This is a genomic window from Rhodoferax sp. GW822-FHT02A01 (genome assembly GCF_038784515.1).
In the GTDB taxonomy this organism is placed as follows: Bacteria; Pseudomonadota; Gammaproteobacteria; order Burkholderiales; family Burkholderiaceae_C; genus Allorhodoferax.
In genome coordinates, this window is the sequence record NZ_CP152376.1 from 2,974,151 (window position 1) to 2,994,693 (window position 20,543).

The 20,543-nt window shown below is 58.4% G+C and carries 18 protein-coding genes; 9 read left to right on the plus strand and 9 right to left on the minus strand.

Translation table 11 applies throughout. From position 1 onward, the window contains the following. Window positions 1–11 precede the first annotated feature (11 nt). The 3 genes from AAGF34_RS13980 to ilvA all read right to left on the minus strand — a co-directional run bounded on the left by AAGF34_RS13980 (window position 12) and on the right by ilvA (window position 4,235). Window positions 12–1,583 carry a DUF1800 domain-containing protein gene (locus AAGF34_RS13980; protein ID WP_342616338.1) on the minus strand — a complete coding sequence of 524 codons (1,572 nt, stop codon included), beginning with the start codon at window positions 1,581–1,583 and terminating at the stop codon, window positions 12–14. Between the two features lie 120 nt (window positions 1,584–1,703). Next, complete coding sequence (locus tag AAGF34_RS13985; RefSeq protein WP_342616339.1) at window positions 1,704–2,603, minus strand: 5'-nucleotidase; 900 nt, start codon at window positions 2,601–2,603, stop codon at window positions 1,704–1,706. 18 nt (window positions 2,604–2,621) lie between these two features. Beyond that, complete coding sequence (ilvA, locus tag AAGF34_RS13990) at window positions 2,622–4,235, minus strand: threonine ammonia-lyase, biosynthetic (protein WP_342616340.1); 1,614 nt, start codon at window positions 4,233–4,235, stop codon at window positions 2,622–2,624. 74 nt (window positions 4,236–4,309) lie between these two features. On the opposite strand from ilvA, the gene AAGF34_RS13995 reads away from it, so the two are divergent. After that, a complete protein-coding gene (locus AAGF34_RS13995; protein ID WP_342616341.1) occupies window positions 4,310–4,759 on the plus strand; it encodes an OsmC family protein in 450 nt (149 codons plus the stop codon). 12 nt (window positions 4,760–4,771) lie between these two features. Here the strand turns inward: AAGF34_RS13995 and coq7 are convergent, their stop codons facing one another. Then, window positions 4,772–5,389: a 2-polyprenyl-3-methyl-6-methoxy-1,4-benzoquinone monooxygenase gene (gene coq7 / locus AAGF34_RS14000; protein ID WP_342616342.1), complete on the minus strand. Its 618-nt coding sequence runs from the start codon at window positions 5,387–5,389 to the stop codon at window positions 4,772–4,774. A gap of 241 nt (window positions 5,390–5,630) precedes the next feature. On the opposite strand from coq7, the gene AAGF34_RS14005 reads away from it, so the two are divergent. Continuing rightward, window positions 5,631–6,635 carry a porin gene (locus AAGF34_RS14005; RefSeq protein WP_342616343.1) on the plus strand — a complete coding sequence of 335 codons (1,005 nt, stop codon included), beginning with the start codon at window positions 5,631–5,633 and terminating at the stop codon, window positions 6,633–6,635. Window positions 6,636–7,304: 669 nt separating this feature from the next. Here AAGF34_RS14005 and AAGF34_RS14010 read toward each other — a convergent pair. After that, entirely contained in the window at window positions 7,305–8,153 is an 849-nt protein-coding gene (locus AAGF34_RS14010; RefSeq protein WP_342616344.1) for an SIS domain-containing protein, read from the minus strand. A 12-nt stretch (window positions 8,154–8,165) separates the two neighbouring features. Then, a complete protein-coding gene (zwf, locus tag AAGF34_RS14015) occupies window positions 8,166–9,632 on the minus strand; it encodes a glucose-6-phosphate dehydrogenase (RefSeq protein ID WP_342616345.1) in 1,467 nt (488 codons plus the stop codon). A gap of 88 nt (window positions 9,633–9,720) precedes the next feature. Between zwf and tal the strand changes: the two genes are divergently transcribed. Genes tal through AAGF34_RS14040 form a run of 5 tightly spaced genes read left to right on the plus strand, consistent with a single transcriptional unit; the run spans window position 9,721 to window position 14,826 of the window. Continuing rightward, the gene (tal, locus tag AAGF34_RS14020) at window positions 9,721–10,668 is read left to right on the plus strand and encodes a transaldolase (RefSeq protein ID WP_342616346.1); all 948 of its coding nucleotides are present in this window, start codon (window positions 9,721–9,723) and stop codon (window positions 10,666–10,668) included. A gap of 50 nt (window positions 10,669–10,718) precedes the next feature. Next, window positions 10,719–12,272, plus strand: coding sequence for a glucose-6-phosphate isomerase (gene pgi, locus AAGF34_RS14025; protein WP_342616347.1), 1,554 nt, complete (start codon window positions 10,719–10,721; stop codon window positions 12,270–12,272). 18 nt (window positions 12,273–12,290) lie between these two features. Next, complete coding sequence (locus AAGF34_RS14030; protein ID WP_342616348.1) at window positions 12,291–13,595, plus strand: crosslink repair DNA glycosylase YcaQ family protein; 1,305 nt, start codon at window positions 12,291–12,293, stop codon at window positions 13,593–13,595. Beyond that, window positions 13,592–14,218: an HAD family phosphatase gene (locus tag AAGF34_RS14035; RefSeq protein WP_342616349.1), complete on the plus strand. Its 627-nt coding sequence runs from the start codon at window positions 13,592–13,594 to the stop codon at window positions 14,216–14,218. Before AAGF34_RS14030 ends, AAGF34_RS14035 begins: the two co-directional genes overlap by 4 nt. Then, window positions 14,215–14,826: a DNA-3-methyladenine glycosylase I gene (locus AAGF34_RS14040; protein ID WP_342616350.1), complete on the plus strand. Its 612-nt coding sequence runs from the start codon at window positions 14,215–14,217 to the stop codon at window positions 14,824–14,826. The genes AAGF34_RS14035 and AAGF34_RS14040 overlap by 4 nt, the downstream gene beginning before the upstream one ends. Before the next feature lie 99 nt (window positions 14,827–14,925). Here AAGF34_RS14040 and groL read toward each other — a convergent pair whose 3' ends face one another. The 3 genes from groL to AAGF34_RS14055 all read right to left on the minus strand — a co-directional run bounded on the left by groL (window position 14,926) and on the right by AAGF34_RS14055 (window position 18,406). Then, complete coding sequence (gene groL, locus AAGF34_RS14045; protein ID WP_342616351.1) at window positions 14,926–16,581, minus strand: chaperonin GroEL; 1,656 nt, start codon at window positions 16,579–16,581, stop codon at window positions 14,926–14,928. A 128-nt stretch (window positions 16,582–16,709) separates the two neighbouring features. Then, a complete protein-coding gene (gene groES / locus AAGF34_RS14050; RefSeq protein ID WP_342616352.1) occupies window positions 16,710–17,000 on the minus strand; it encodes a co-chaperone GroES in 291 nt (96 codons plus the stop codon). Between the two features lie 137 nt (window positions 17,001–17,137). Continuing rightward, window positions 17,138–18,406: an MFS transporter gene (locus AAGF34_RS14055; RefSeq protein WP_342616353.1), complete on the minus strand. Its 1,269-nt coding sequence runs from the start codon at window positions 18,404–18,406 to the stop codon at window positions 17,138–17,140. Window positions 18,407–18,564: 158 nt separating this feature from the next. Between AAGF34_RS14055 and AAGF34_RS14060 the strand changes: the two genes are divergently transcribed. Then, on the plus strand, window positions 18,565–19,485 hold the full coding sequence (locus AAGF34_RS14060; RefSeq protein WP_342621094.1) for a LysR family transcriptional regulator: 921 nt from the start codon (window positions 18,565–18,567) through the stop codon (window positions 19,483–19,485). Window positions 19,486–19,594: 109 nt separating this feature from the next. Further along, window positions 19,595–20,521, plus strand: a complete 927-nt coding sequence (locus AAGF34_RS14065; RefSeq protein WP_342616354.1) for a bestrophin family ion channel — start codon at window positions 19,595–19,597, stop codon at window positions 20,519–20,521. The last annotated feature ends 22 nt before the right edge of the window (window positions 20,522–20,543 follow it).

Consider the following 20,543-nt stretch of genomic DNA (forward strand, 5'->3'; position numbering starts at 1 on the left):
GTGGTTTGCGCTCACTTGTACATGAAGTCCGGGCTGGCCAGCAGCAGTCCGTTGCGCAGGCCCGCACGCTGCGCAGCCACGGTCTGTAGCGTAGCCAGGCTGAAATAGGGCTGCAGAAAGTCGACGTCCTCGCTGTGTCTGGCCAATTGCAGGGCATAGTCGGCGCGGCGCGTGAGCGCCTCGGGAGCCAGCCAGGTGGCAGCATCCGTCTTGTATCCGTCGGGGGTCTGCCAGCCGTGCAATGGTTGGCCGGCGTTGTTCAAGAAGCCAAGGGTGAGCAGCAGATTCTTGCGGTCCTGCGCGCCCTGTGTGGCAGTCAGTGCAGAGCAGGCGAAGTCCATCGGCGTCTTGAACAAGCGGTTGGAAGCATCCCAGAATTCCTCGGACTCGATCAGCGTCTGCATCCAGCGTTTGATATCGCCCTTGTTGTCGATGAAACTTTGGCTCAACCGTTGGACCAGCTCGGGGCTGGGCGTGTCAGCGACAAAGAATTGCGCCAGCCGCAGACTGAGGCGGTGCGCAGTGCTGGGGTGCCTTGCCAGCATGCGGATGGCCTGAACGCCTTCGGCCTCTCCGCGGCCGAAAAAGCCGTCGGGATAGACGTGGCCCATGACCCTCTTGCTGCCGCCTTCATGCCATCGCATGACAAAGCGAAACCCGTCCGACGACGTGGGCCCCACAGTCCAGCCCGTCAGCACCTTGGCCAATTCCCGCACATCGGTCTGGCTGTAGCCGCCGTCCACGCCCAGCGTGTGCAGCTCCATCAGTTCACGCGCGTAGTTTTCATTCAGCCCGCGGGTGTTGCCTTGCGCACCACGTGTGCCTTCGGCCACGCTTTGGGCCTGGTCGAGGTAATGCAGCATGGCAGGGTGGCGGGCACTGGCCAGCAGCAGGTTTTCAAAAGTGCCCAGCGCATGCGCACGTGCAACGTGGATGAGGTAGTGGCCGACGAAGGGGCGCACCGGGCCTTTGCCGATATAGACGTTCAAGTGGTTGAACCAGAATTCGGTCATGCGCGCCAGCAACGGGTTTTCCAGCTCGGACTGGCTGCAGGCTTGCAGGCGCCAGACGGCCGTCTTTTCAACCATGGTGCGGTTGAAGTTCTGCGTTTCTGGTGAAGTGGAAAAATCCAGCCGCTGGTGCATGCCTTCGCTGGCAGCACCCTTGCCAACGAGGTCAGTGCCCGCCTTGATGCTGGCCCGGGCCTGACGCTCACGCTGTGCGCCTTCGAATATCTCTGGCAGCGGTGCATTGATGTCCTGCAGTTCAGCAGTCAGCGCCGGTGCCGATTGGCTGGCATTGTGAGCGGTATCCAGTTGTCGCAGTGCCCAGGCCCGCGCGTTTGGGGCTGACTGAATGTCGGCTACCAGGGCGGCGCTGGCGCCGTATCCCAGGCGGGACAGCGCACGCCATTGTTCGGCAAGCTGCGCATTGACTTGCTGGGGGATTGCGGCCTGTGTGTCCAGAGGGTTGTCGGTCTGCGCCCAGGCCTTGGAAGTGGTCCCAGCGGCCCAGGCAAGCCAGCAGGCCATGCGGTGCATTGCGTGGCGTCGCGGCAAGGCAATGGGGTTTTGCTGGGGCATGTCAGGCGTTCCCTAGGTATTGCGGGCAGTGTGCCATCCCAACGCCCGGCGCGGTAGGGGCGTCTACCACCTTCAATTTTCTTTACACGCGCAGTGCCTTTGCCGGCGAAGCAAAAAGGGCTAGTCCGCGTTGCGCACACCACTGGCCACGTGGCCGCTGGGCACGTGGCGGGCGGCGGACTCGATGTGGCCAGTCTGGTCGTCAAAGAAGAAGTCGGGCTCGAATTCGCGCAGAAACTCACCCTTGTCCAGCCCGCCGAGGAACATGGCTTCGTCCACCTCGATGTTCCAGTCCATGAGTGTGCGGATGGCGCGCTCATGGGCGGGGGCACTGCGTGCGGTCACCAGTGCGGTACGTATGCGCATATGTGGAATCTCGGCCTGCTGCATGCGGTGCAGCGCCACCAGCAGCGGCTTGAACGGACCGTCGGGCAGGGGTTGGGTGACCTTGTCCATCTCGTGCTTCTGGAAGGCATTGAGCCCCTCGCTCTGGTACACCTGTTCGGCTTCGTCGCTGAACAGCACGGCGTCTCCGTCAAACGCAATGCGCACTTCGCCGGGATGGGCGTCACTGGCGTGGGCCGAGTGGGGGTAGACCTGGGCTGCTGGCACGCCGGCAGCCAGCGCCGCGCGCACGTCGCTCAGGTGCGTGCTCAGAAAAAGGTTGGCGTGCAGCGGCTTGAGATAACGCCAGGGCGCTTCGCCGCGCGTGAACGAGCAGCGGATGATGGGCAGTTCATAGTGTTGTGCGGAGCGCATCACGCGCAGACCGCTGACAGGGTCATTGCGCGAAAGGATCACCACCTCCACGCGTTGCGAGGGTGTTTCGTTGAACGCCAGCAGCTTCTTCACCAGAGAGAATGCCACCCCGGGTTTGGCAGGTATGTCCAGTCGCTCGCGCTGCAGCTGCATGTAGGCGCGATCGTCACTCTGCTCGAACACCAGGTTTTCTTCTTCAAAGTCAAACAGGGCGCGGCTGGAAATTGCCACCACCAGTCGCCCGTCGAGATTGATGCCCATGGTGTTGTTTGCCTCGTTTCAACTCTGCAGGAACATGCGATAGACCGGGTTGTCGGTCTCTTCCACATAGGGGTAGTCTAGCGTCTGCAGGAACTTGGCAAAGGCCTTGTTATCGGCCTGTGGCACTTGCAGCCCCACCAAGATGCGGCCGTAGTCTGCGCCCTGGTTGCGGTAGTGGAACAGGCTGATGTTCCAGCCCGGGCGCATCAGGCTCAGGAACTTCATCAGCGCGCCCGGACGTTCAGGAAACACGAAGCGCAGCAGGCGCTCATCATCAGCCAGTGGCGAGTGACCTCCCACCATGTGGCGCACATGCTCTTTGGCCAGTTCATCGTGCGTCAGGTCCAGGGTTTCAAAGCCATGCTTGTTGAAATTGGCCGCAATCTTGGTGGATTCGCCCTTGCCGTGGGTGGTGAGACCAACGAACACATGTGCCTTGGCCGAGTCACTCATGCGGTAATTGAACTCGGTCACACTGCGTGCTGTGCCAGGCAGTTCGCCAATCAGGGCGCAAAAGCGCTTGAAGCTGCCACGCTCTTCGGGGATCGTCACGGCAAATAGCGCCTCGCGCTCCTCGCCCACTTCGGCGCGCTCGGCGACAAAGCGCAGGCGGTCAAAGTTCATATTGGCGCCGCACAGGATGGCGCCGTACGTCTCGCCCTTGGTCTTGTGTCGGGCGACGTATTGCTTGATGGCAGCCACACCCATGGCACCAGCCGGCTCTACGATGCTGCGGGTATCAATGAAGATGTCCTTGATGGCTGCGCACACGGCGTCTGTGTCCACCGTGATGTATTCGTCCACCAATTCGCTGGCGATGCGGAACGTTTCTTCGCCTACCAGCTTGACGGCTGTGCCGTCGGAGAACAGGCCCACATCGTCCAGCGTAACGCGCTTCTTTGCTTGCACCGATTGCAGCATGGCATCGGAGTCATTCATCTGTACGCCGATGACCTTGATGCGCGGGTTCACCGCCTTGATGTAATTGGCCACACCCGAGATCAGGCCGCCTCCGCCTATGGCAACGAACACCGCATCCAAACCGCTGCTGTCCTTGACGCGGTCCTTATTGCCGGCCTTGGCCGCCTTGTCTGCGCCCAGCGTCTGCACCTGGCGCAGCATTTCCATGGCGACCGTTCCCTGGCCAGCAATCACATCCGGGTCGTCAAAGGGGTGCACAAAAGTCAGGCCCTCCTTCTTCTCCAGCATCACGGCATGGCCGTAGGCATCGGAGTAGCTGTCGCCAAACAGCACGACCTCACCACCAAAGCCGCGCACGGCATCGACCTTGACTTGTGGTGTGGTGGTTGGCATCACGATCACGGCCCTGGTGCCCAGCCTGCTGGCGCTCAGAGCCACACCTTGCGCATGGTTTCCTGCCGATGCACAAATGACGCCCTTGCTGAGCTGCTCGGAGCTGAGATGGGCCATCTTGTTGTAGGCGCCACGCAGCTTGAAGCTGCGTACCGCCTGCTGGTCCTCGCGCTTGAGCAGCACGGTGTTGTGCAAGCGGCGGCTCAGGTTGCGCGCGGGCTCCAGTGCCGTTTCGCTGGCAACGTCGTAGACGCGCGCGGTCAGGATTTTCTTGAGGTAATCAGCCGGTGACAGGCTGGTGAGCGGGGAATGGGACATCGTGGGTAAACTCCTGTACCCATTATAGGCACGGAAATTTTGCTCCGCGCGGGGCAATTTGAAAGGAACCATTCATGGAATGCACAGTAAGTTGGACAGGGGCTTTGGCAACGCGCTCGGGCATGGGTTTTGTCGCGGAAACCGGTAGTGGCCACACCATCGTGATGGATGGCGCACCTGATCCTGTCAAGCCGGAGAATGGCGGCCAGAATCTGGCGCCTCGCCCGATGGAGACCGTGCTGGCGGGCACGGGTGGTTGCACGGCTTATGACGTGGTACTCATCCTCAAGCGTGGTCGACACAATGTGCAGGGCTGCAGCGTCAAACTGACGTCAGAACGTGCCGAAGTGGATCCCAAGGTATTCACCAAGATCCACATGCACTTCACCGTCAGTGGAAAAGGTCTGCCCGCCGCTGCCGTGGAGCGTGCCATCGCCATGAGCCATGAAAAGTATTGCTCGGCCAGCATCATGCTGGCCAAGACTGCTGCAATCACCACCAGCTTCGAATTGGTGGAGGTTTGACCTCTTGCTAAATCAGATGCGCGCGGCGACCGTGGTCATGACTTTGGCTGCCGAGCGCATCATTTGCTTGGCAAGCCAAGGCAACTCAACGGCACCAGCAGCCTGAGCCTGCTGCGCGTGGCGCAGCTCGTCATCGGCCATTTGGGCGACGATGGCGCGTGACGCGTGGTCACCGGCGGGCAGCGCTTCCAGGTGGCTTTGCAAGTGTGCCCCTACCTGTTGTTCGGTTTCCACCACGAAACCCAGGCTGATCGGGTCACCCAAGCGCCCAGCCAGCAAACCCAATCCGAATGCACCTGCGTACCACAGTGGGTTGAGTACCGAAGGTCGCGAGCCCAGCTCCTGCAGGCGCTCGGCAGTCCAGGCCAGGTGGTCAACTTCCTCGGCACTGGCCTTGTTGAAGTGCTGGCGCAGATCTGGATTGGAAGTTGACAGCGCCTGCGCTGTGTAAAGCGCCTGTGCACAAATTTCTCCGACGTGATTCACGCGCATCAACCCGGCGGCCTTGCGGCGCTCCGCGTCATTCAATTCGGACGGCCCTTCTGGCAAGGTTTCGCACGATGCGCTGGCGCGGGGTTTGGCAAAGAGGGTGCGTAGCGCTGAGTCGGCAGCAATAAACAGAGTGTCCATAGTTTTACCTTTACGCAGGTTGCCGATAAGTGTATTAGAAGTTGCGTTGCGGCGCAGCAATGAGCCTTGGGTTATGCAATGTTGCACCTCAACAACGAATGCGGCTTGGCGCAGCATTAATTGGTTACTTTCCTTTGCCAAAGCTTTCCCGGTCTGGTGCAATACATGCAACTTCCTTGATTTAGGAGGTTGGCCCGGGGTTCCACCTGGAGCCCTTTGTTTAACCTTGGAGAATTTCTACATGAAAAAGACTCTCGTTGCACTGGCAGTTCTGGCTGCTTCTGGCGCTTCTTTCGCACAAGTTACCATTTCTGGTGACGTTGAATGGGGCTGGGCTGGCTCCCACAATGGCGCGACCAAGTCCGACGCTTCCGGTTTCGGCGTCGACACCAACGAACTGTACATTGACGCAGTGGAAGACCTGGGTGGCGGCATGAAGATTGCTGCACACATGGGCCTGATCGGTCTTGGCCGTAACGGTGAATCCGCTGGTAACAGCAATGTGCAAGGCGAAAACACCACTCTGTCCCTGACCGGTGGTTTCGGTAAGTTTGACATGCAAACTACCCGTAACAGCGACTACATGTGCGTGATGTCTGCTCAAGGTGCTGCACCTTGCTTCGACGGCAACGTATGGGGTGCCCGTTCTTACCGCGACCAAGTGGTTTACACATCGCCTGACCTGATCCCTGGCTTGAAAGCTCAGTTCTACTGGGGTGAACCCAATTTCCAAACTAACGCAGCTAACGACGCAGGTATGGGAACTGGTCAAACCGGTAACACTCTGCAGCGCAAGACTATCATCAGCGCTATCTACTCCTCCGGTGCTCTGAACGCGAACGTGGGCTTCATCTCTCAAGACAACCGTTCCGGCCTGGCAGCTGGTACCAGCGGCACCACTGGTGCCCGCGTTGGTGCTAACTACAACTTCGGCATGGCCGTTGTTGGTGGCGCTTACGAGTCTGATTCCTACGAAAACGGTACTTCCAACGATACCATGCTGAACGTGAACGTTCCTGTCGGTGCTTTCACCGTTGGTCTGGACTGGGGTCAGCACAAGGATAGCGGTCGTCTGAACGTTATCGACGGCACCATCAGCGGCTGGGGTGTTGGTGCTCGCTATGCTCTGAGCAAGTCTACCGCCATCTGGTGGCAGTACAAGTCTTACGACGCAAGCGCTGCTGCACAAGCTGCCGGTTCCGACAAAAACACTTACAACGAAATCGCCATCGCCAAGTCCTTCTAATTTGACGCTGGCGTAAGTCAGCTTTGAATTCGATTGAATAAAAGCCCCGCTGTGGAAACACAGCGGGGCTTTTTTGTTAGGTGAAAAGCTCAGCATTGTGGTGGTCGTTCGGACGTTGCCGCTACTTACGTCCTCCTCTCTCACCAAGTAATAGTGCCTGTCGGCATGTCGATTTGACGGCAGCACTGCCCCAGTTTGCCATTCAGCTTGGAGATCGCATCTCCGCAAACTGATGTCCGCCCTGTTTACACGAAATTCCGGACACACCCCGATCAGTGAAATATGAGTGTCCGCCTGCGCGCTTACACTGCGGTCAGTGAGGCCAAGGCCAACGTGGCGCAATACATCACTGGTACAACCATGAAACGGGTTCATTCCAGCATGGAGGACAGGCCGCCAGAGCAAGCTAATTAGGAATGAATGACCAAGATAGCCCAGTCTGCAATAAATGAAAACCCCAGATGCCCTCGCGTTGACCACCGCTTTTCCCGTGGTCAACATCGCATAAATTCAACCCGCCCTTATTCTCTTTATCTCTCGGTGGGAAACTGTTCAGGCAAGCGGAGCCACTACTTTCGGTACGCGTTTACAACTGTTTACCCAAGAGATCTTTGGGCGTTTAGGCGAGCTTAATATGTAAGCTCCGAAAACCAATGAACATCTTTGCAACTAGGCGTAGCGCTTGCTGCGCAGGTTGTGCTTCATTTCGCGCAGCAGTGGCTGCAATTTGCCGCCACCAATGCGCAACGCTAGGCAAGTAGCCAGGATGTCGATGATCATGAGGTGCAGAAGGCGTGAGACCATGGGGCTGTACTTGTCAAAGCCTTCAGGGTGATCGGCGCTCAGGTGGATGTGGCCGGCGCTGGCCAGAGGTGAGCCGGTGGCAGTGATGACAATAGTGGTCGCACCGTTCTTGCGCGCAATGTCACAAGCATCCATCAGATCACGCGTACGCCCAGAGTTACTGATGACGACAACACAGTCGCCTGCAGACAGGATGGAAGCACTCATGACTTGCATGTGCCCGTCGCTATAGGCCGTTGTATTGATGCCCAGGCGAAAGAATTTGTGCTGCGCATCCTGCGCCACGATGCCGGAATTGCCCACTCCAAAAAACTGGATTTGTCTTCCAGAGTTGTAGCTTTCGAGCAGTGCGTTGACCGCCTTTTCGATGGCCATGCTGCTTGCGTCATTGCGGTATTTCAGGAAAGCAGCCACCGTGTTGTCGATGACCTTCACCATGACATCACTGGTCTTGTCATCGACATCCACGCTGCGATGGATGAAGGGGACACCTTCATTCACGGTGCCGGCCAACTTGAGCTTGAAATCCGATAGGCCGTCATAGCCCACGCTGCGACAGAATCGCACGACGGTGGGCTTGCTTACGTGAGCCCGGTCCGCCAGTTCACTGACAGGCAGCTTGGCAAATACCCGCGGGTCCGCCAGGCAGAGCTTGCCAACCCGCTGTTCGGCGGGAGCCAGCGAAGGCAATGAGGCTTTGATGCGTTCGAGCATGGTGCTCTCCAGTTAGGATTCTTCACTCCAGCAAAAGCCGTCGCGGGCGATCATGGCGCTGGACGCACTCGGCCCCCAGGTTCCGGCTGAGTACATGCGTGGTCCTTGCGGGTCATTGGCCCAGTAGTCGATCATGGGCTCCACCCAGCGCCATGCCTCTTCCTGTTCATCACTGCGCACGAACAGATTCAGACGGCCATCGATGACATCGAGCAAAAGGCGTTCATACGCACCCACACGCTCAGAGCCAAAGCGCTTGTCGAAGTCCAAATCCAGTTGAACGGGCGCTAGCGTCTGTGCTGCGGCACCTTTGACACTGCGGCTGGCCTGGCCCTGCGCCAGCAGGTGCAATTCCAGACCATCCTTGGGCTGCAGATGGATGACCAGCTTGTTGGCCACATTGATGTTGGAGTTGAAGATGGCGTGGGGCGTGGCGCGGAAATTGATGACGATGCTGCCCTCGCGTCCGGCAAGGCGCTTGCCGGTGCGGATATAGAAGGGGACTCCGGCCCAGCGCCAATTCGAAATCTCAGCGCGCAAGGCGACAAAGGTCTCGGTATTGCTGTTGGGGTTCACACCCGTTTCTTCGCGGTAACCAAGAACCTTGCTGCCACCGCTGGTGCCTGCAGTGTATTGACCTCGTATCACGTCATGCGTGAGTGCCTCTTTGGTCCATGGCTTGAGAGAGCGCAGTACCTTGAGTTTTTCATCACGGATAGCGTCGGCATGCGAATTGATTGGCGGTTCCATGGCAATGGCGCAAAGCAATTGCAGCGCATGGTTTTGCACCATGTCGCGCAACGCACCGGTGTTTTCGTAAAAGGCGCCACGGCTCTCCACGCCCAGATCTTCGGCAATGCTGATCTGGATATTGGCGATGTGCTCGCGCCGCCAGAGCGGCTCGAACAATGCGTTGCCAAATCGCAGTGCAAACAGGTTCTGCACAGCAGGCTTGCCCAGATAGTGGTCTATGCGAAAGACTTGATTTTCTGCAAAGTACTGACGCACTGTGCTGTTGATGGTGCGGTTGGACGCAAGGTCGTGGCCCAATGGCTTTTCCAGCACGACGCGCGTCTTTACAGTATTCAGTCCGGTTGCGGCCAACTGTTCGCACACCGTGGTAAACAGCGCCGGCGCGGTTGCCACGTACATGACAACCGTGTCTGCATTGCGTTCATTCAGGGTATTGGCAAGCGTGACGTAATCATCAGGCTTGGACAAGTCCATCTTGACGTATTCGAGAATGGCTGCAAAACGACCAAATTCCTCTGCACTGGGGCGTTTGGCCAAATCCACATTGTCAAAACGCGATTGCATCAGCGCGCGGTACTTGGCAGTGCCCATGTCTTCACGGCCTACGCCAATGATGCGTCCACCTTCCGGTAGTGTGCCATGGCGAAATGCCTGAAACAAAGCCGGCATCAACTTGCGCCAAGCAAGGTCACCGGTGCCGCCAAACATGACAAGATCAAAGCTCATGATTAAAAGTTACATAAATATTGACGTTGTAATGTAACTTTGTTTCATTGATAATTCAAGTGACTTTTTATTCTGCGATAACTGCACCATGAACCAACTCGAAGCCCTTAAACAATGGACAACCGTGGTCGCCGATACAGGCGACTTCAAGCAATTGGACGCGTTCAAACCCCAGGATGCCACGACCAATCCATCGCTGATTCTCAAGTCGGTGCAAAAAGCCGAATATGCCCCTTTGCTGAAGGACACGGTGAACCAGTACCGTGGTCGCCCGCTCGATGAAATTGTGGACCGTCTTCTGGTGCGCTTTGGCTGCGAGATCCTCTCGATCATTCCGGGCCGTGTTTCCACTGAAGTGGATGCGCGTCTGAGCTTTGACACCAGCGCCACGGTGGCACGCGGCGAGCGTCTGATCGAGCTGTATCAGGCCCAGGGCATCCATGTGGATCGCGTGCTGATCAAGGTCGCATCAACTTGGGAAGGCATTCAGGCAGCAGAGCAGCTGGAACGCAAAGGCATTCACACCAACCTTACCTTGCTGTTTTCGTTCTGCCAGGCAGTAGCTTGCGCGCAGGCCAAAGTGCAGCTGATTTCTCCCTTTGTTGGCCGTATCTACGACTGGTACAAGAAGTCGGCTGGCGCTGCATGGGTGGAATCCGAAAAGGCTGGCGCAAACGATCCCGGTGTGCAGTCCGTCAAGCAGATCTACAACTATTACAAGAAGTTTGGCATCGCAACTGAAGTCATGGGTGCAAGCTTTCGCAACGTGGGCCAGATCACTGCTCTTGCCGGCTGCGATCTGCTGACCATCAGCCCCGATCTGCTTGCCGCACTAGCCGCCGACAACAGCCCCATTGAGCGCGCCTTGGACGCCAACAAGGCAGCAACCCTGGACATGGAACATGTGCACCTGGACGAAGCCGGCTTTCGCTTTGCGCTGAATGAAGACGCCATGGCGACCGAAAAGCTGGCCGAAGGCATTCGTGCATTCTGCGTGGATGCGGTCAAACTCGAGAAGCTGTTGCTAGCGGCTTGAACACGCGACTGATACTGTCTTTCCAATTTTCCACTTAGAAGAACCACACCATGGCACGTACACGATGTGATCGCACTCCCGCCTGGGCACAACTGCAACTGGCGTATGACAACAGTGGCAAGGCATTTGATCTGCGCCAGGCATTTGCGCAGGATGCAGGGCGATTTGAGGCGTTCAGTCAAAGTGCACCGTATGTATTCGCAGACCTTTCCAAAAACCGCATAGACGCTGCAACGGACAAATTGCTGTTCGATTTGGCACGACAAAGCGGATTGCAGGAGCACCGCGATGCCATGTTTGCCGGTGAGAAGATCAACCACACCGAGGGGCGCGAAGTCTGGCACGTGCTGCTACGCACACCGCCGGAATCATCGCAAGACGGCAGTCACCGTTCGGTGGAGTTGGCCAAGGTGCATGAGACGCTGAATGCCATGCTGGCTTTTGCAGAAAGTGTGCGCTCTGACAGCGGTATCACCGATGTGGTGAACATCGGCATTGGTGGCTCCGACCTGGGACCGCAAATGGCGGTGATCGCGTTGGACGCGTTTGCCACCACTGGCAAGCGTCTGCATTTCGTCAGCAATGTGGATGGACATGAACTGGCGGCTACACTGAAGACGGTCAAGGCAGACAGCACGCTGTTCCTGATTGCCAGCAAGACTTTCACCACCATCGAGACCATGACCAATGCGCGCTCGGCCAAGGCCTGGTTCGAAGCGCAGGGCGGTACGGATACCGCCCGTCACTTTGCTGCGCTCACCACCAATGTTGCAGCGGCCAATGCCTTCGGCATCACCACGACCTTCGGTTTCTGGGATTGGGTGGGCGGACGTTACTCGCTTTGGTCTGCGATTGGATTGCCGCTGGCCATTGCCATAGGCGCTCAAGGTTTCCGGGAATTTCTGGCGGGCGCGCACGCCATGGATGAGCACTTCCGCACAGCGCCACTGGAGCAGAACCTGCCCGTGCGTCTGGGCCTGTTGGACCTTTGGTATCGCAACTTCCATGGATTCACCAGCCGCAGCATTGCTCCATATCACAGCGCACTGCGTCGTTTGCCTGCCTACTTGCAGCAATTGGAAATGGAAAGCAACGGCAAACGGGTGGACGCCGAGGGTGCCGCCTTGCCGTTTGGCACTTCGCCCGTGTTGTGGGGCGAGCCGGGCACCAACGGTCAGCACGCCTACTTTCAGATGCTGCATCAGGGCACCGATGTCGTTCCTCTGGAGTTTGTGGCGGTCAAGAAGCCTCGCCATGCACTCGCGTCTCATCACACCTTGTTGCTCGCCAATGTGTTGGCGCAGGCACAGGCATTGATGGTCGGCAAGGTCGATGCGGGAGGTCACAAGCATTTCCCCGGCAACCGCCCAAGCACATTCCTGCTGTTGGACGATTTGACACCCGCATCGCTGGGTGCGCTCATTGCCTTGCAGGAACATCGTGTGTTCGTCAGCGGTAGTCTGTGGGGTATCAACAGCTTTGACCAGTGGGGTGTGGAGCTGGGCAAGGTGCTGGCCAAGGACGTTGAGGCTCGCCTTGGCAGTGGCGATACTACCGGCCTGGATGGGTCCACGGCCGGTTTGCTGGCGCGGCTGCGGGCCTGAACCCGGAGCACTCTGCGCTTGAAGCGTCGTCATCCGGTTGAACTGACACTGCAGCAGGCGCGCAACCTGCAACTGGCTGCACAGGGCCTGCTGCATCCCCCGGCCAAGCGGGCAACGCGCAAGGCCTTGCGTGATTGCCTCGCGCGCATGGGGTTGTTGCAGATCGACACGATTCACGTGGTGGCGCGCAGCCCCTACCTGGTCCTTTTCTCGCGACTTGGGGCTTATCCCGCGCAGTGGTTGGAAGACGCCTTGGCCCAAGGCGAAGTGTTTGAGACCTGGGCCCATGAGGCCTGCTTTGCCCCCATTTCCGACCTGCTGGCGCATCGCGTTTTCAACCGCGAGGCGCGCTCTCATTGGGGCCTCGCCCATGCCCAGAAAATCCACGCGAAGCAGCGGGCCGAGCTGGATACATTGCTGGCACACATCCATACCCATGGCCCAGTGAAGTCTTCTGATTTTGAAAGACCGGACGGCGCGAGTTCGGCCTGGTGGGGCTGGAAAGATGAAAAGCGGTGGCTGGAAGCGCTGTTTGCCTCCGGCGAACTGATGGTGAAGCGACGCGATAAATTTCAGCGCGTGTACGACTTGGCGCACCGGGTTGTGCCCCATTTGCTGGGCCAGCCCGAAAGCCTTTCAGGTGGCCAGGCCGGTGCAGGAGATGCCACAAATGTGCCTGCAATCGCCGCGGTGCGCGCTCAGTTCATTTGCCAGTCCGTTGCCGCCCTGGGCGTGACGCAGGCACGCTGGATCCATGACTATTACCGCAGCAAACCCCGATTGAAGGACGTGGATCTGGACACCTTGGTGGAGCAGGGCGATCTGCTGCACATCAAGGTATGCGGATGGGACTCTCCCGGATATGTGCACCGGAGTCAGGCCGCCTTGGTGAAAAAAGCTGCAGCCGACAAATTGCATGCAACCCATACTGCGCTGCTCTCGCCTTTCGACCCGGTGGTTTGGGACCGTGAGCGGGCGCAGACTCTGTTTGACTTTGACTACCGCCTTGAGTGCTATACGCCCGAGCCCAAGCGGGTATATGGCTACTTTGTGCTGCCGATTTTGTGTCGCGGCGAGCTGATTGGCAGACTGGATGCCAAGGCACATCGCGCCGATGGCGTATTCGAAGTCAGGGCCTTATATGTACAGCAGGGCCCGCGCTGGACTGAAATGCAGATTGAAGAGGTGGCGCGCGCTATTCTGCGCTGTGCCCAATGGCACGGCACGCCCGAGGTTCGGATTGGACGCACAAAGCCGGCCTACCTGGCGGCCGCACTACGCCGCGCACTGCGCGCCTTGTCAATGGAAGAGCTTGTTGCATGAACATTGTTTTTGATTTTGGAGCGGTGCTGTTCAACTGGCGGCCGGTCGACATCGTGGCAGAAGTATTTCCGCAGCACGCCGTTGATACGTCACAGGCCAAGCGACTGGCGCAAGAAGTGTTCGGCCACGAAGACTGGCAGAACTTTGACCGAGGCCTGCTGGACTTGGATGCCGTCACGGAGCGCACTTCGAAGAGGTTGGGCCTTGACGCCAATACGCTGCACCATCTGTTCAGCACAATCCCCGAGTGGTTGCTTCCCCTGCCGGACTCCTTGTCGATACTGCAGCTGTTGCTCACCAGGCGCGAAGCTGGCAGTGGCGTAAGCGGTGTGTACTTTCTCTCCAATATGCCTGCGCCCTATGCACGTGACCTGGAGTCCAAGCACACCTTCCTGGGGCACTTCGACGGCGGTATTTTTTCCGCGGATGTACATTGCAGCAAACCCGATCTGCGCATCTACCAGTTGCTGCAGTCCCGCTACGGCTTTCCCGCCGAAAGCACGGTATTCATTGACGATATGCCAGGCAATGTGGAGGCGGCGCGCGAGCTGGGATGGAAGGGCATTCACTTCACCTCAGCATCGCAATTGGCGACGGATTTGGTGCACCATTGCGGGCTATGACAATCCAACACGCACGCTGCTTCTGGGTAGACGATTCGCAGATCTACCGTGACTACCATGACCGTGAATGGGGCTTCCCCGTTTACAACGACACCCGGCTGTTTGAAAAAATCTGTCTGGAAGGTTTTCAGTCGGGACTGAGCTGGATCACTATCCTCAAGAAACGCGAGAACTTCCGTGCGGCGTTCGCGGGCTTTGACGTTGCACAGGTTGCACGCTTTACCGAAAAGGACGTCGAGTGCCTGCTGGGCGATGCCGGCATCGTGCGACATCGCGGAAAGATCGAAGCGGCCATCAACAATGCGCGTTGTGCAGAGAAGCTGCTGGAGTCTGAACGCTCGCTCGCAGCGTACTTCTGGAAATTCGAACCACCGGCATCTAGCCGTCCCAAACGTATCACCCGCGATACGTTGCGCGCCATGACCCAGAATGCCGAATCCGTGGCACTCTCTAAGGACTTGAAGAAACGTGGCTGGAAGTTCGTTGGCCCCACCACCATGTACGCCTTCATGCAGGCCATGGGCCTGGTCAATGACCATGAGGAAAGCTGCTTTGTGCGTGAAGCAGCACTCAAGGCCCGCAAGCAGTTCGATCCCAACAAGCTTTAACAAGAAGCAAGTACCCAAAACAAAACCCCGCAGAGCGCTAGCCCTGCGGGGTTTTGTTCATGCGGCTGAGTGAAACAGGTCCACTCAGGCAAGGAGCAATTACATGCCCATGCCGCCCATGCCGCCCATACCACCCATATCACCACCGCCCATGCCGCCGCCAGCAGCGGATTCGGACTTGGGAGTCTCGGCAACCATGCATTCGGTTGTGAGCATCAGGGAAGCCACGGATGCAGCGTTCTGCAGAGCAGTACGTGTCACCTTGGTGGGGTCCAGAATACCCATTTCGATCATGTCGCCGTAGGTGTCGTTGGCAGCGTTGAAGCCGTAGTTGCCCTTGCCAGCCATCACAGCGTTCACCACCACAGAAGCTTCACCGCCCGCGTTGTAAACGATTTCGCGCAGAGGAGCTTCGATAGCCTTCAGCACCAGGGCAATGCCGTGGTCTTGGTCAGCGTTGTCACCCTTGATGGTGCCGGCAGCTTGCTTGGCGCGCAGCAGAGCCACGCCACCGCCAGCCACGATGCCTTCTTCCACAGCAGCGCGGGTAGCGTGCAGGGCGTCTTCCACGCGGGCTTTCTTTTCCTTCATTTCGACTTCGGTGGCAGCGCCAACCTTGATCACGGCAACACCGCCGGCCAGCTTGGCCACGCGCTCTTGCAGTTTTTCACGGTCGTAGTCGCTGGTAGCTTCTTCGATTTGCACGCGCACTTGCTTGACGCGGGCTTCGATGTCAGCAGCGGCGCCAGCGCCGTCGATGATGATGGTGTTTTCCTTGCCCACTTCGATGCGCTTGGCGGAACCCAGGTCAGCCAGAGTCACCTTTTCCAGGGTCAGGCCGATTTCTTCTGCGATCACCTTGCCACCGGTCAGGATGGCGATGTCTTCCAGCATGGCCTTGCGACGGTCGCCGAAGCCAGGAGCCTTCACAGCCACAACCTTCAGGATGCCGCGGATGGTGTTGACCACCAGAGTTGCCAGGGCTTCGCCTTCGACATCTTCAGCAATGATCAGCAGGGGGCGGCCAGCCTTTGCAACTTGCTCCAGCGTGGGCAGCAGGTCACGGATGTTGCTGATCTTCTTGTCAAACAGCAGCACAAAGGGGTTGTCCAGAATCGCAGATTGCTTTTCGGGGTTGTTGATGAAGTAGGGAGACAGGTAGCCGCGGTCGAATTGCATGCCTTCAACGACGTCGAGTTCGTTTTGCAGGCTCTTGCCGTCTTCCACGGTGATCACGCCTTCCTTGCCGACCTTGTCCATTGCGCTGGCAATGATGTCACCAATGGAAACATCGCTGTTGGCGGAGATGGAGCCAACCTGGGCGATTTCCTTGGAAGTGGTGGTGGGCTTGGAAGCCTTCTTCAGCTCGGCGATCAGGGCTTCCACAGCCTTGTCGATACCGCGCTTCAGGTCCATGGGGTTCATGCCGGCTGCCACGTACTTCATGCCTTCGCGCACGATGGCTTGCGCCAGAACGGTAGCGGTAGTGGTGCCGTCACCAGCGTTGTCAGAAGTCTTGGAAGCAACTTCCTTGACCATCTGTGCGCCCATGTTCTGCAGCTTGTCTTTGAGTTCGATTTCCTTGGCCACGGACACACCGTCCTTGGTCACGGTGGGGGCGCCGAAAGAGCGCTCCAGAACTACGTTACGGCCTTTGGGGCCCAGTGTCACCTTGACTGCGTTAGCCAGGATGTTCACGCCTTCAACCATGCGTGCGCGGGCTTCGCCGCCGAAAATTACGTCTTTTGCTGCCATGTGATTTCTCCGAATTCAGTAAATTAAAAAAGTAAGTAACGAGGGTACTTTTGGCTGCGGCCCGGGGCTACGCCCCTTAACTTTGCTGCGCAAAGTTAGCCTGCGCCGAAAGTAAATTGCTGCGCAATTTACTTTTCAACCACAGCGAAGAGGTCGTCTTCTTTCATCACCAGCAGTTCGTCGCCGTCCACCTTGACGGTCTGGCCGCTGTACTTGCCGAACAGAACGCGGTCACCAATCTTGACAGTCAGGGCAGCGAGTTCGCCCTTGTCATTGCGCTTGCCGGGACCAACAGCCAGCACTTCGCCTTGATCAGGCTTTTCAGCAGCGTTGTCGGGGATGACGATGCCGGAGGCAGTTTTGGTTTCGCTTTCAACGCGTTTGACAATCACGCGGTCGGCCAATGGGCGCAGTTTCATGAGGAATCTCCTTGGTTTTGAAACAGAGGTAAAAGCAAAGTGCCGACGCCAAAGCGTCAGCACCCAGGTTGTTTTCAGTCGGCAATGTTAGCACTCGCCAGACTTGAGTGCTAATCATACGGGTTTTTTGGTCGTTTTCAAGGGTTGGTCAGCCCGACCGTGGTCGAAATACCGGACTGCGAAAGGCGCACCAGCAGCGCAGCAAATGAGGCACCTGCGGCCAAAAAGGTCACCGCCACCCATCCCCACTGAGCCAGCAACGTGCTGCCCAGGGCGGCACCAGTGGCCATTCCAACGAACATACCAACCATCAGCACGGCGTTCAGTCGGCTACGGGCGGCGGGTTCAATGCCGTACACAATGGTCTGGTGTGCGATCAGCGCTGCCTGTACGCCCAGATCGAATGTGACCGCACAAACCACCAACAGCACCAACTGCGCATGGCTTGATAGCCAAGGCGCCATGGCCATGGCCACAAAGGACAACATCACCAAGCCTGCACCCAAACGGGTCACCAACTCCGGTCCACGCTTGTCAGCCAGTCGTCCGGCCAGCGGGGCGGCCAGTGCACCTGAAGCGCCAGCCAAACCGAAAGCTCCTGCGACCGAACTGCCCAGATGGAAAGGCTCCGAGTGCAACATGACCGCCAGCGTGGACCAGAATGCGCTAAAGGCTACCGACAGCAAACCCTGGGCCAATGCAGCCCGGCGCAGGGCGGGGTAGCGGCGCCATAGATTGCCCAATGAACCCAACAAGGCAGCGTAGGGTAGGGATGTCGTTGGTTTGAAATGGGGCAGTCCCCGCATGGCCGCCACGCCAATGGCGGCAACGCTGGCCGCCGCCGCAAAGAACATGGTGCGCCAGCTGAAGTGCTCCGCCACAAAGCCGCTCACTACCCGGGATAGCAAGATGCCCAGGAGCAACCCGGTCATGACGGTGCCCACCACCCGTCCCCGATACGCCACGGGCGCCAGCGTGGCAGCGGCAGGAACGATGTCCTGTGCCATGGTTGCAGTGATTCCAATTGCCAGGCTGGCAACGAGCAATACTTGTATGGACGGTGCCAGGGCAGCCAGCAAAAGGGCCAGCACCAAAAGCGCAGCCTTGCCCAGAATGATGCTGCGGCGGTCAAACCGGTCGCCCAGCGGCGCCAGAAGAAAAAGTCCCAGGGCGTAACCCAGTTGGGTCAGCGTGGGTACCCAGCCGATGGCGCGGGTTGATGCGCTGAGTTCATCGCCGAGTACGCCCAGCATGGGCTGGCTGTAATACAGAGAGGCCACACTGAGCCCCGCCCCGGTGGCCAGTAGCAGTACCAGCGTTGCAGGAAGCTCGGCTTCAGCCGCTGGTTGTGTACCGTTGCCAGGCGCTGGGCCTTTATTGAAATTCGATGGTTGCATAACCGACATGTGTCTTTTCCTTCAGGATATTTGGAGCATGGCTGCATTGTGAAAGCCAAGAAGGAAAGGTGGTAGTAGGTTGCCAAGCATATTTGTTATACATTGAACGTATGAAAACGAGTGGCAAATTTCCTACTGACCGTATAGGTACCAAGACATCGGGTCTCATGGCCGCAGGCGCTGCAGACGCAGACATGAGCATGCTGCTCATGGGTACTTTTGTGCGCATTGTGGAGTCCGGCAGCCTGTCGGCAGCTGCTGCGCAGATGAACGCCACGCAGCCTACGGTCAGTCGCCGCTTGCAGGCGCTGGAGCGGCATCTGGGCGTGCGTCTGCTGCAGCGCTCCACACACGGCATGCGGCTGACGGTTGACGGCGAGCGCTGTTTCGAGCGAGCCAAGGAGCTGCTGGCAAGCTGGGCTGCTTTTGAGGCCGACCTGCGCGGAACGCAAAAGGAACCCCAGGGCAAATTGCGCGTGGCAGTCCCCCACGCCTTCGGACAGGAGAAATTTGTGCTGCCCCTGGCCCGCTTCTTGAAGGAGTGCCCGCAAGTCACCGTGGAATGGCTGTTGCGGGACGACGTGCAGGACTACATCGGCTCAGGTATTGATTGCGCGGTCCAGGTGGGAGAGCCCAAGGATCCGGCGGTGGTGGCTATCAAGATGTCCGAGGTGCCGCGCTTCGTCGTTGCGGCGCCCTCCGTGCTGGATGATGCGCTGCCGGCCGAGGTTGGGGATCTGGCGCATCTACCCTGGCTGGCTCTGGGGACTTATTACCGCAACGAGGTGGTGCTCAGGCATAACGTGACGGGGGAGGTCCGGCAGGTTCCTATTCGTCCCCGCTTCACCACGGACAACCTCTACGCCTTGCGCAGCGCGGCGTTGTTGGGACTGGGGGTCTGCGTCGGCTCTGCGTGGCTGCTCGCCGACGATATCGCGCAAGGCCGCCTGCTGCACCTGATGCCGCAGTGGCAGGCGGCACCGTTGCCGGTCTACCTGACCTATCCGCATGCGCAGTTCTATCCGTCGCGACTACAGCGCTTTGTTTCCATCATGCGCGATGCAGTGCCGATGGCCGTCCAGAGTTGACGCAGGCCCCGTCTGCAACCTGTAGAGATGTCTCGAGAAATCAAGGGTTAACCCTTAGAATCCACCTCTTGCCCGCACAGGGAGCCTCTTCTGAAAGCCTGGATACTGCATGATCGTACGAGACCGACCGACCGGGCTTGACCTGTTTCTTCTGATGCGCGGTTCCATACTGCCGCGCATCAGCAAAATCCTGATTTTCAATATCGCACTGGCAACCGCGGTCACGGTGACCCATGGCATGTTCTTTCAATTCAAGGTCACGCTGTCGCCCATTCCCTTTTCACTCATGGGATTGCCGTTGGCCATCTTCCTGGGCTTTCGCAATACCGCTGCCTATGACCGCTATTGGGAAGCGCGCAAACTGTGGGGAGAGTTGCTGCTGCGCTGTCGCAATCTGTCGCGCCAGTGCCTCTACCTCGTGGATGCACCCGCACCTGGTCAGGAAGATTTGCGCCCACGCATGCTGTACCGGGCGGTGGCGTTCTGCCATGCCTTGCGTCTGCAATTGCGGGGCACGCCGTCGGGCGCCGAAGTCCAGGCATTTGTCAGCCTGCAGGAGTGGGCCGATGTGGCCAAGGCCAGCAATCACAGTGCGGCCTTGATGATGCGCATGGGGGCGGACCTTGGTGCACTGCGCCGCGCCGGGCTGGCAGACCCGCAGGTGGTTGCCCAGATAGACAGCACCCTGTCAGCCATGACCAACGCTGCTGCTTCGTGCGAACGTATCAACAGCACTCCGGTGCCGTTTTCCTACACGCTGCTGTTGCACCGAACGGCCTATGCTTATTGCCTGCTGTTGCCCTTTGGCCTAGTTGATACGCTGACATTCATGACCCCGGTAGTGGTTGCCATCGTCGCATACACTTTTTTCGGACTCGATGCACTGGGCGATGAAATTGAGGAGCCTTTCGGAAGCTCTCCGAACGACCTGCCACTGGACGCCATTTGCCGAAGCATCGAAATCACTGTCCGGGAAGCGCTTGGTGAGGAAGAAATTCCACCCCCGCTGTTGCCGGTGGACTATTGCCTGATGTAAGTCCTGCGCACCGACAGCGCAC

What these genes read in the sequence shown, in the direction of transcription:
- zwf (WP_342616345.1), bottom strand. Translation starts at nt 9,632, where the DNA reads ATGAGCTTTGATCTTGTCATGTTTGGCGGCACCGGTGACCTTGCTTGG.
- AAGF34_RS14065 (WP_342616354.1), top strand. Translation starts at nt 19,595, where the DNA reads ATGATCGTACGAGACCGACCGACCGGGCTTGACCTGTTTCTTCTGATG.
- coq7 (WP_342616342.1), bottom strand. Translation starts at nt 5,389, where the DNA reads ATGGACACTCTGTTTATTGCTGCCGACTCAGCGCTACGCACCCTCTTT.
- pgi (WP_342616347.1), top strand. Translation starts at nt 10,719, where the DNA reads ATGGCACGTACACGATGTGATCGCACTCCCGCCTGGGCACAACTGCAA.
- tal (WP_342616346.1), top strand. Translation starts at nt 9,721, where the DNA reads ATGAACCAACTCGAAGCCCTTAAACAATGGACAACCGTGGTCGCCGAT.
- AAGF34_RS13985 (WP_342616339.1), bottom strand. Translation starts at nt 2,603, where the DNA reads ATGGGCATCAATCTCGACGGGCGACTGGTGGTGGCAATTTCCAGCCGC.
- AAGF34_RS14055 (WP_342616353.1), bottom strand. Translation starts at nt 18,406, where the DNA reads ATGTCGGTTATGCAACCATCGAATTTCAATAAAGGCCCAGCGCCTGGC.
- AAGF34_RS14010 (WP_342616344.1), bottom strand. Translation starts at nt 8,153, where the DNA reads ATGCTCGAACGCATCAAAGCCTCATTGCCTTCGCTGGCTCCCGCCGAA.
- AAGF34_RS13995 (WP_342616341.1), top strand. Translation starts at nt 4,310, where the DNA reads ATGGAATGCACAGTAAGTTGGACAGGGGCTTTGGCAACGCGCTCGGGC.
- groES (WP_342616352.1), bottom strand. Translation starts at nt 17,000, where the DNA reads ATGAAACTGCGCCCATTGGCCGACCGCGTGATTGTCAAACGCGTTGAA.
- AAGF34_RS14060 (WP_342621094.1), top strand. Translation starts at nt 18,565, where the DNA reads ATGGCCGCAGGCGCTGCAGACGCAGACATGAGCATGCTGCTCATGGGT.
- AAGF34_RS14005 (WP_342616343.1), top strand. Translation starts at nt 5,631, where the DNA reads ATGAAAAAGACTCTCGTTGCACTGGCAGTTCTGGCTGCTTCTGGCGCT.
- ilvA (WP_342616340.1), bottom strand. Translation starts at nt 4,235, where the DNA reads ATGTCCCATTCCCCGCTCACCAGCCTGTCACCGGCTGATTACCTCAAG.
- AAGF34_RS13980 (WP_342616338.1), bottom strand. Translation starts at nt 1,583, where the DNA reads ATGCCCCAGCAAAACCCCATTGCCTTGCCGCGACGCCACGCAATGCAC.
- AAGF34_RS14040 (WP_342616350.1), top strand. Translation starts at nt 14,215, where the DNA reads ATGACAATCCAACACGCACGCTGCTTCTGGGTAGACGATTCGCAGATC.
- groL (WP_342616351.1), bottom strand. Translation starts at nt 16,581, where the DNA reads ATGGCAGCAAAAGACGTAATTTTCGGCGGCGAAGCCCGCGCACGCATG.
- AAGF34_RS14035 (WP_342616349.1), top strand. Translation starts at nt 13,592, where the DNA reads ATGAACATTGTTTTTGATTTTGGAGCGGTGCTGTTCAACTGGCGGCCG.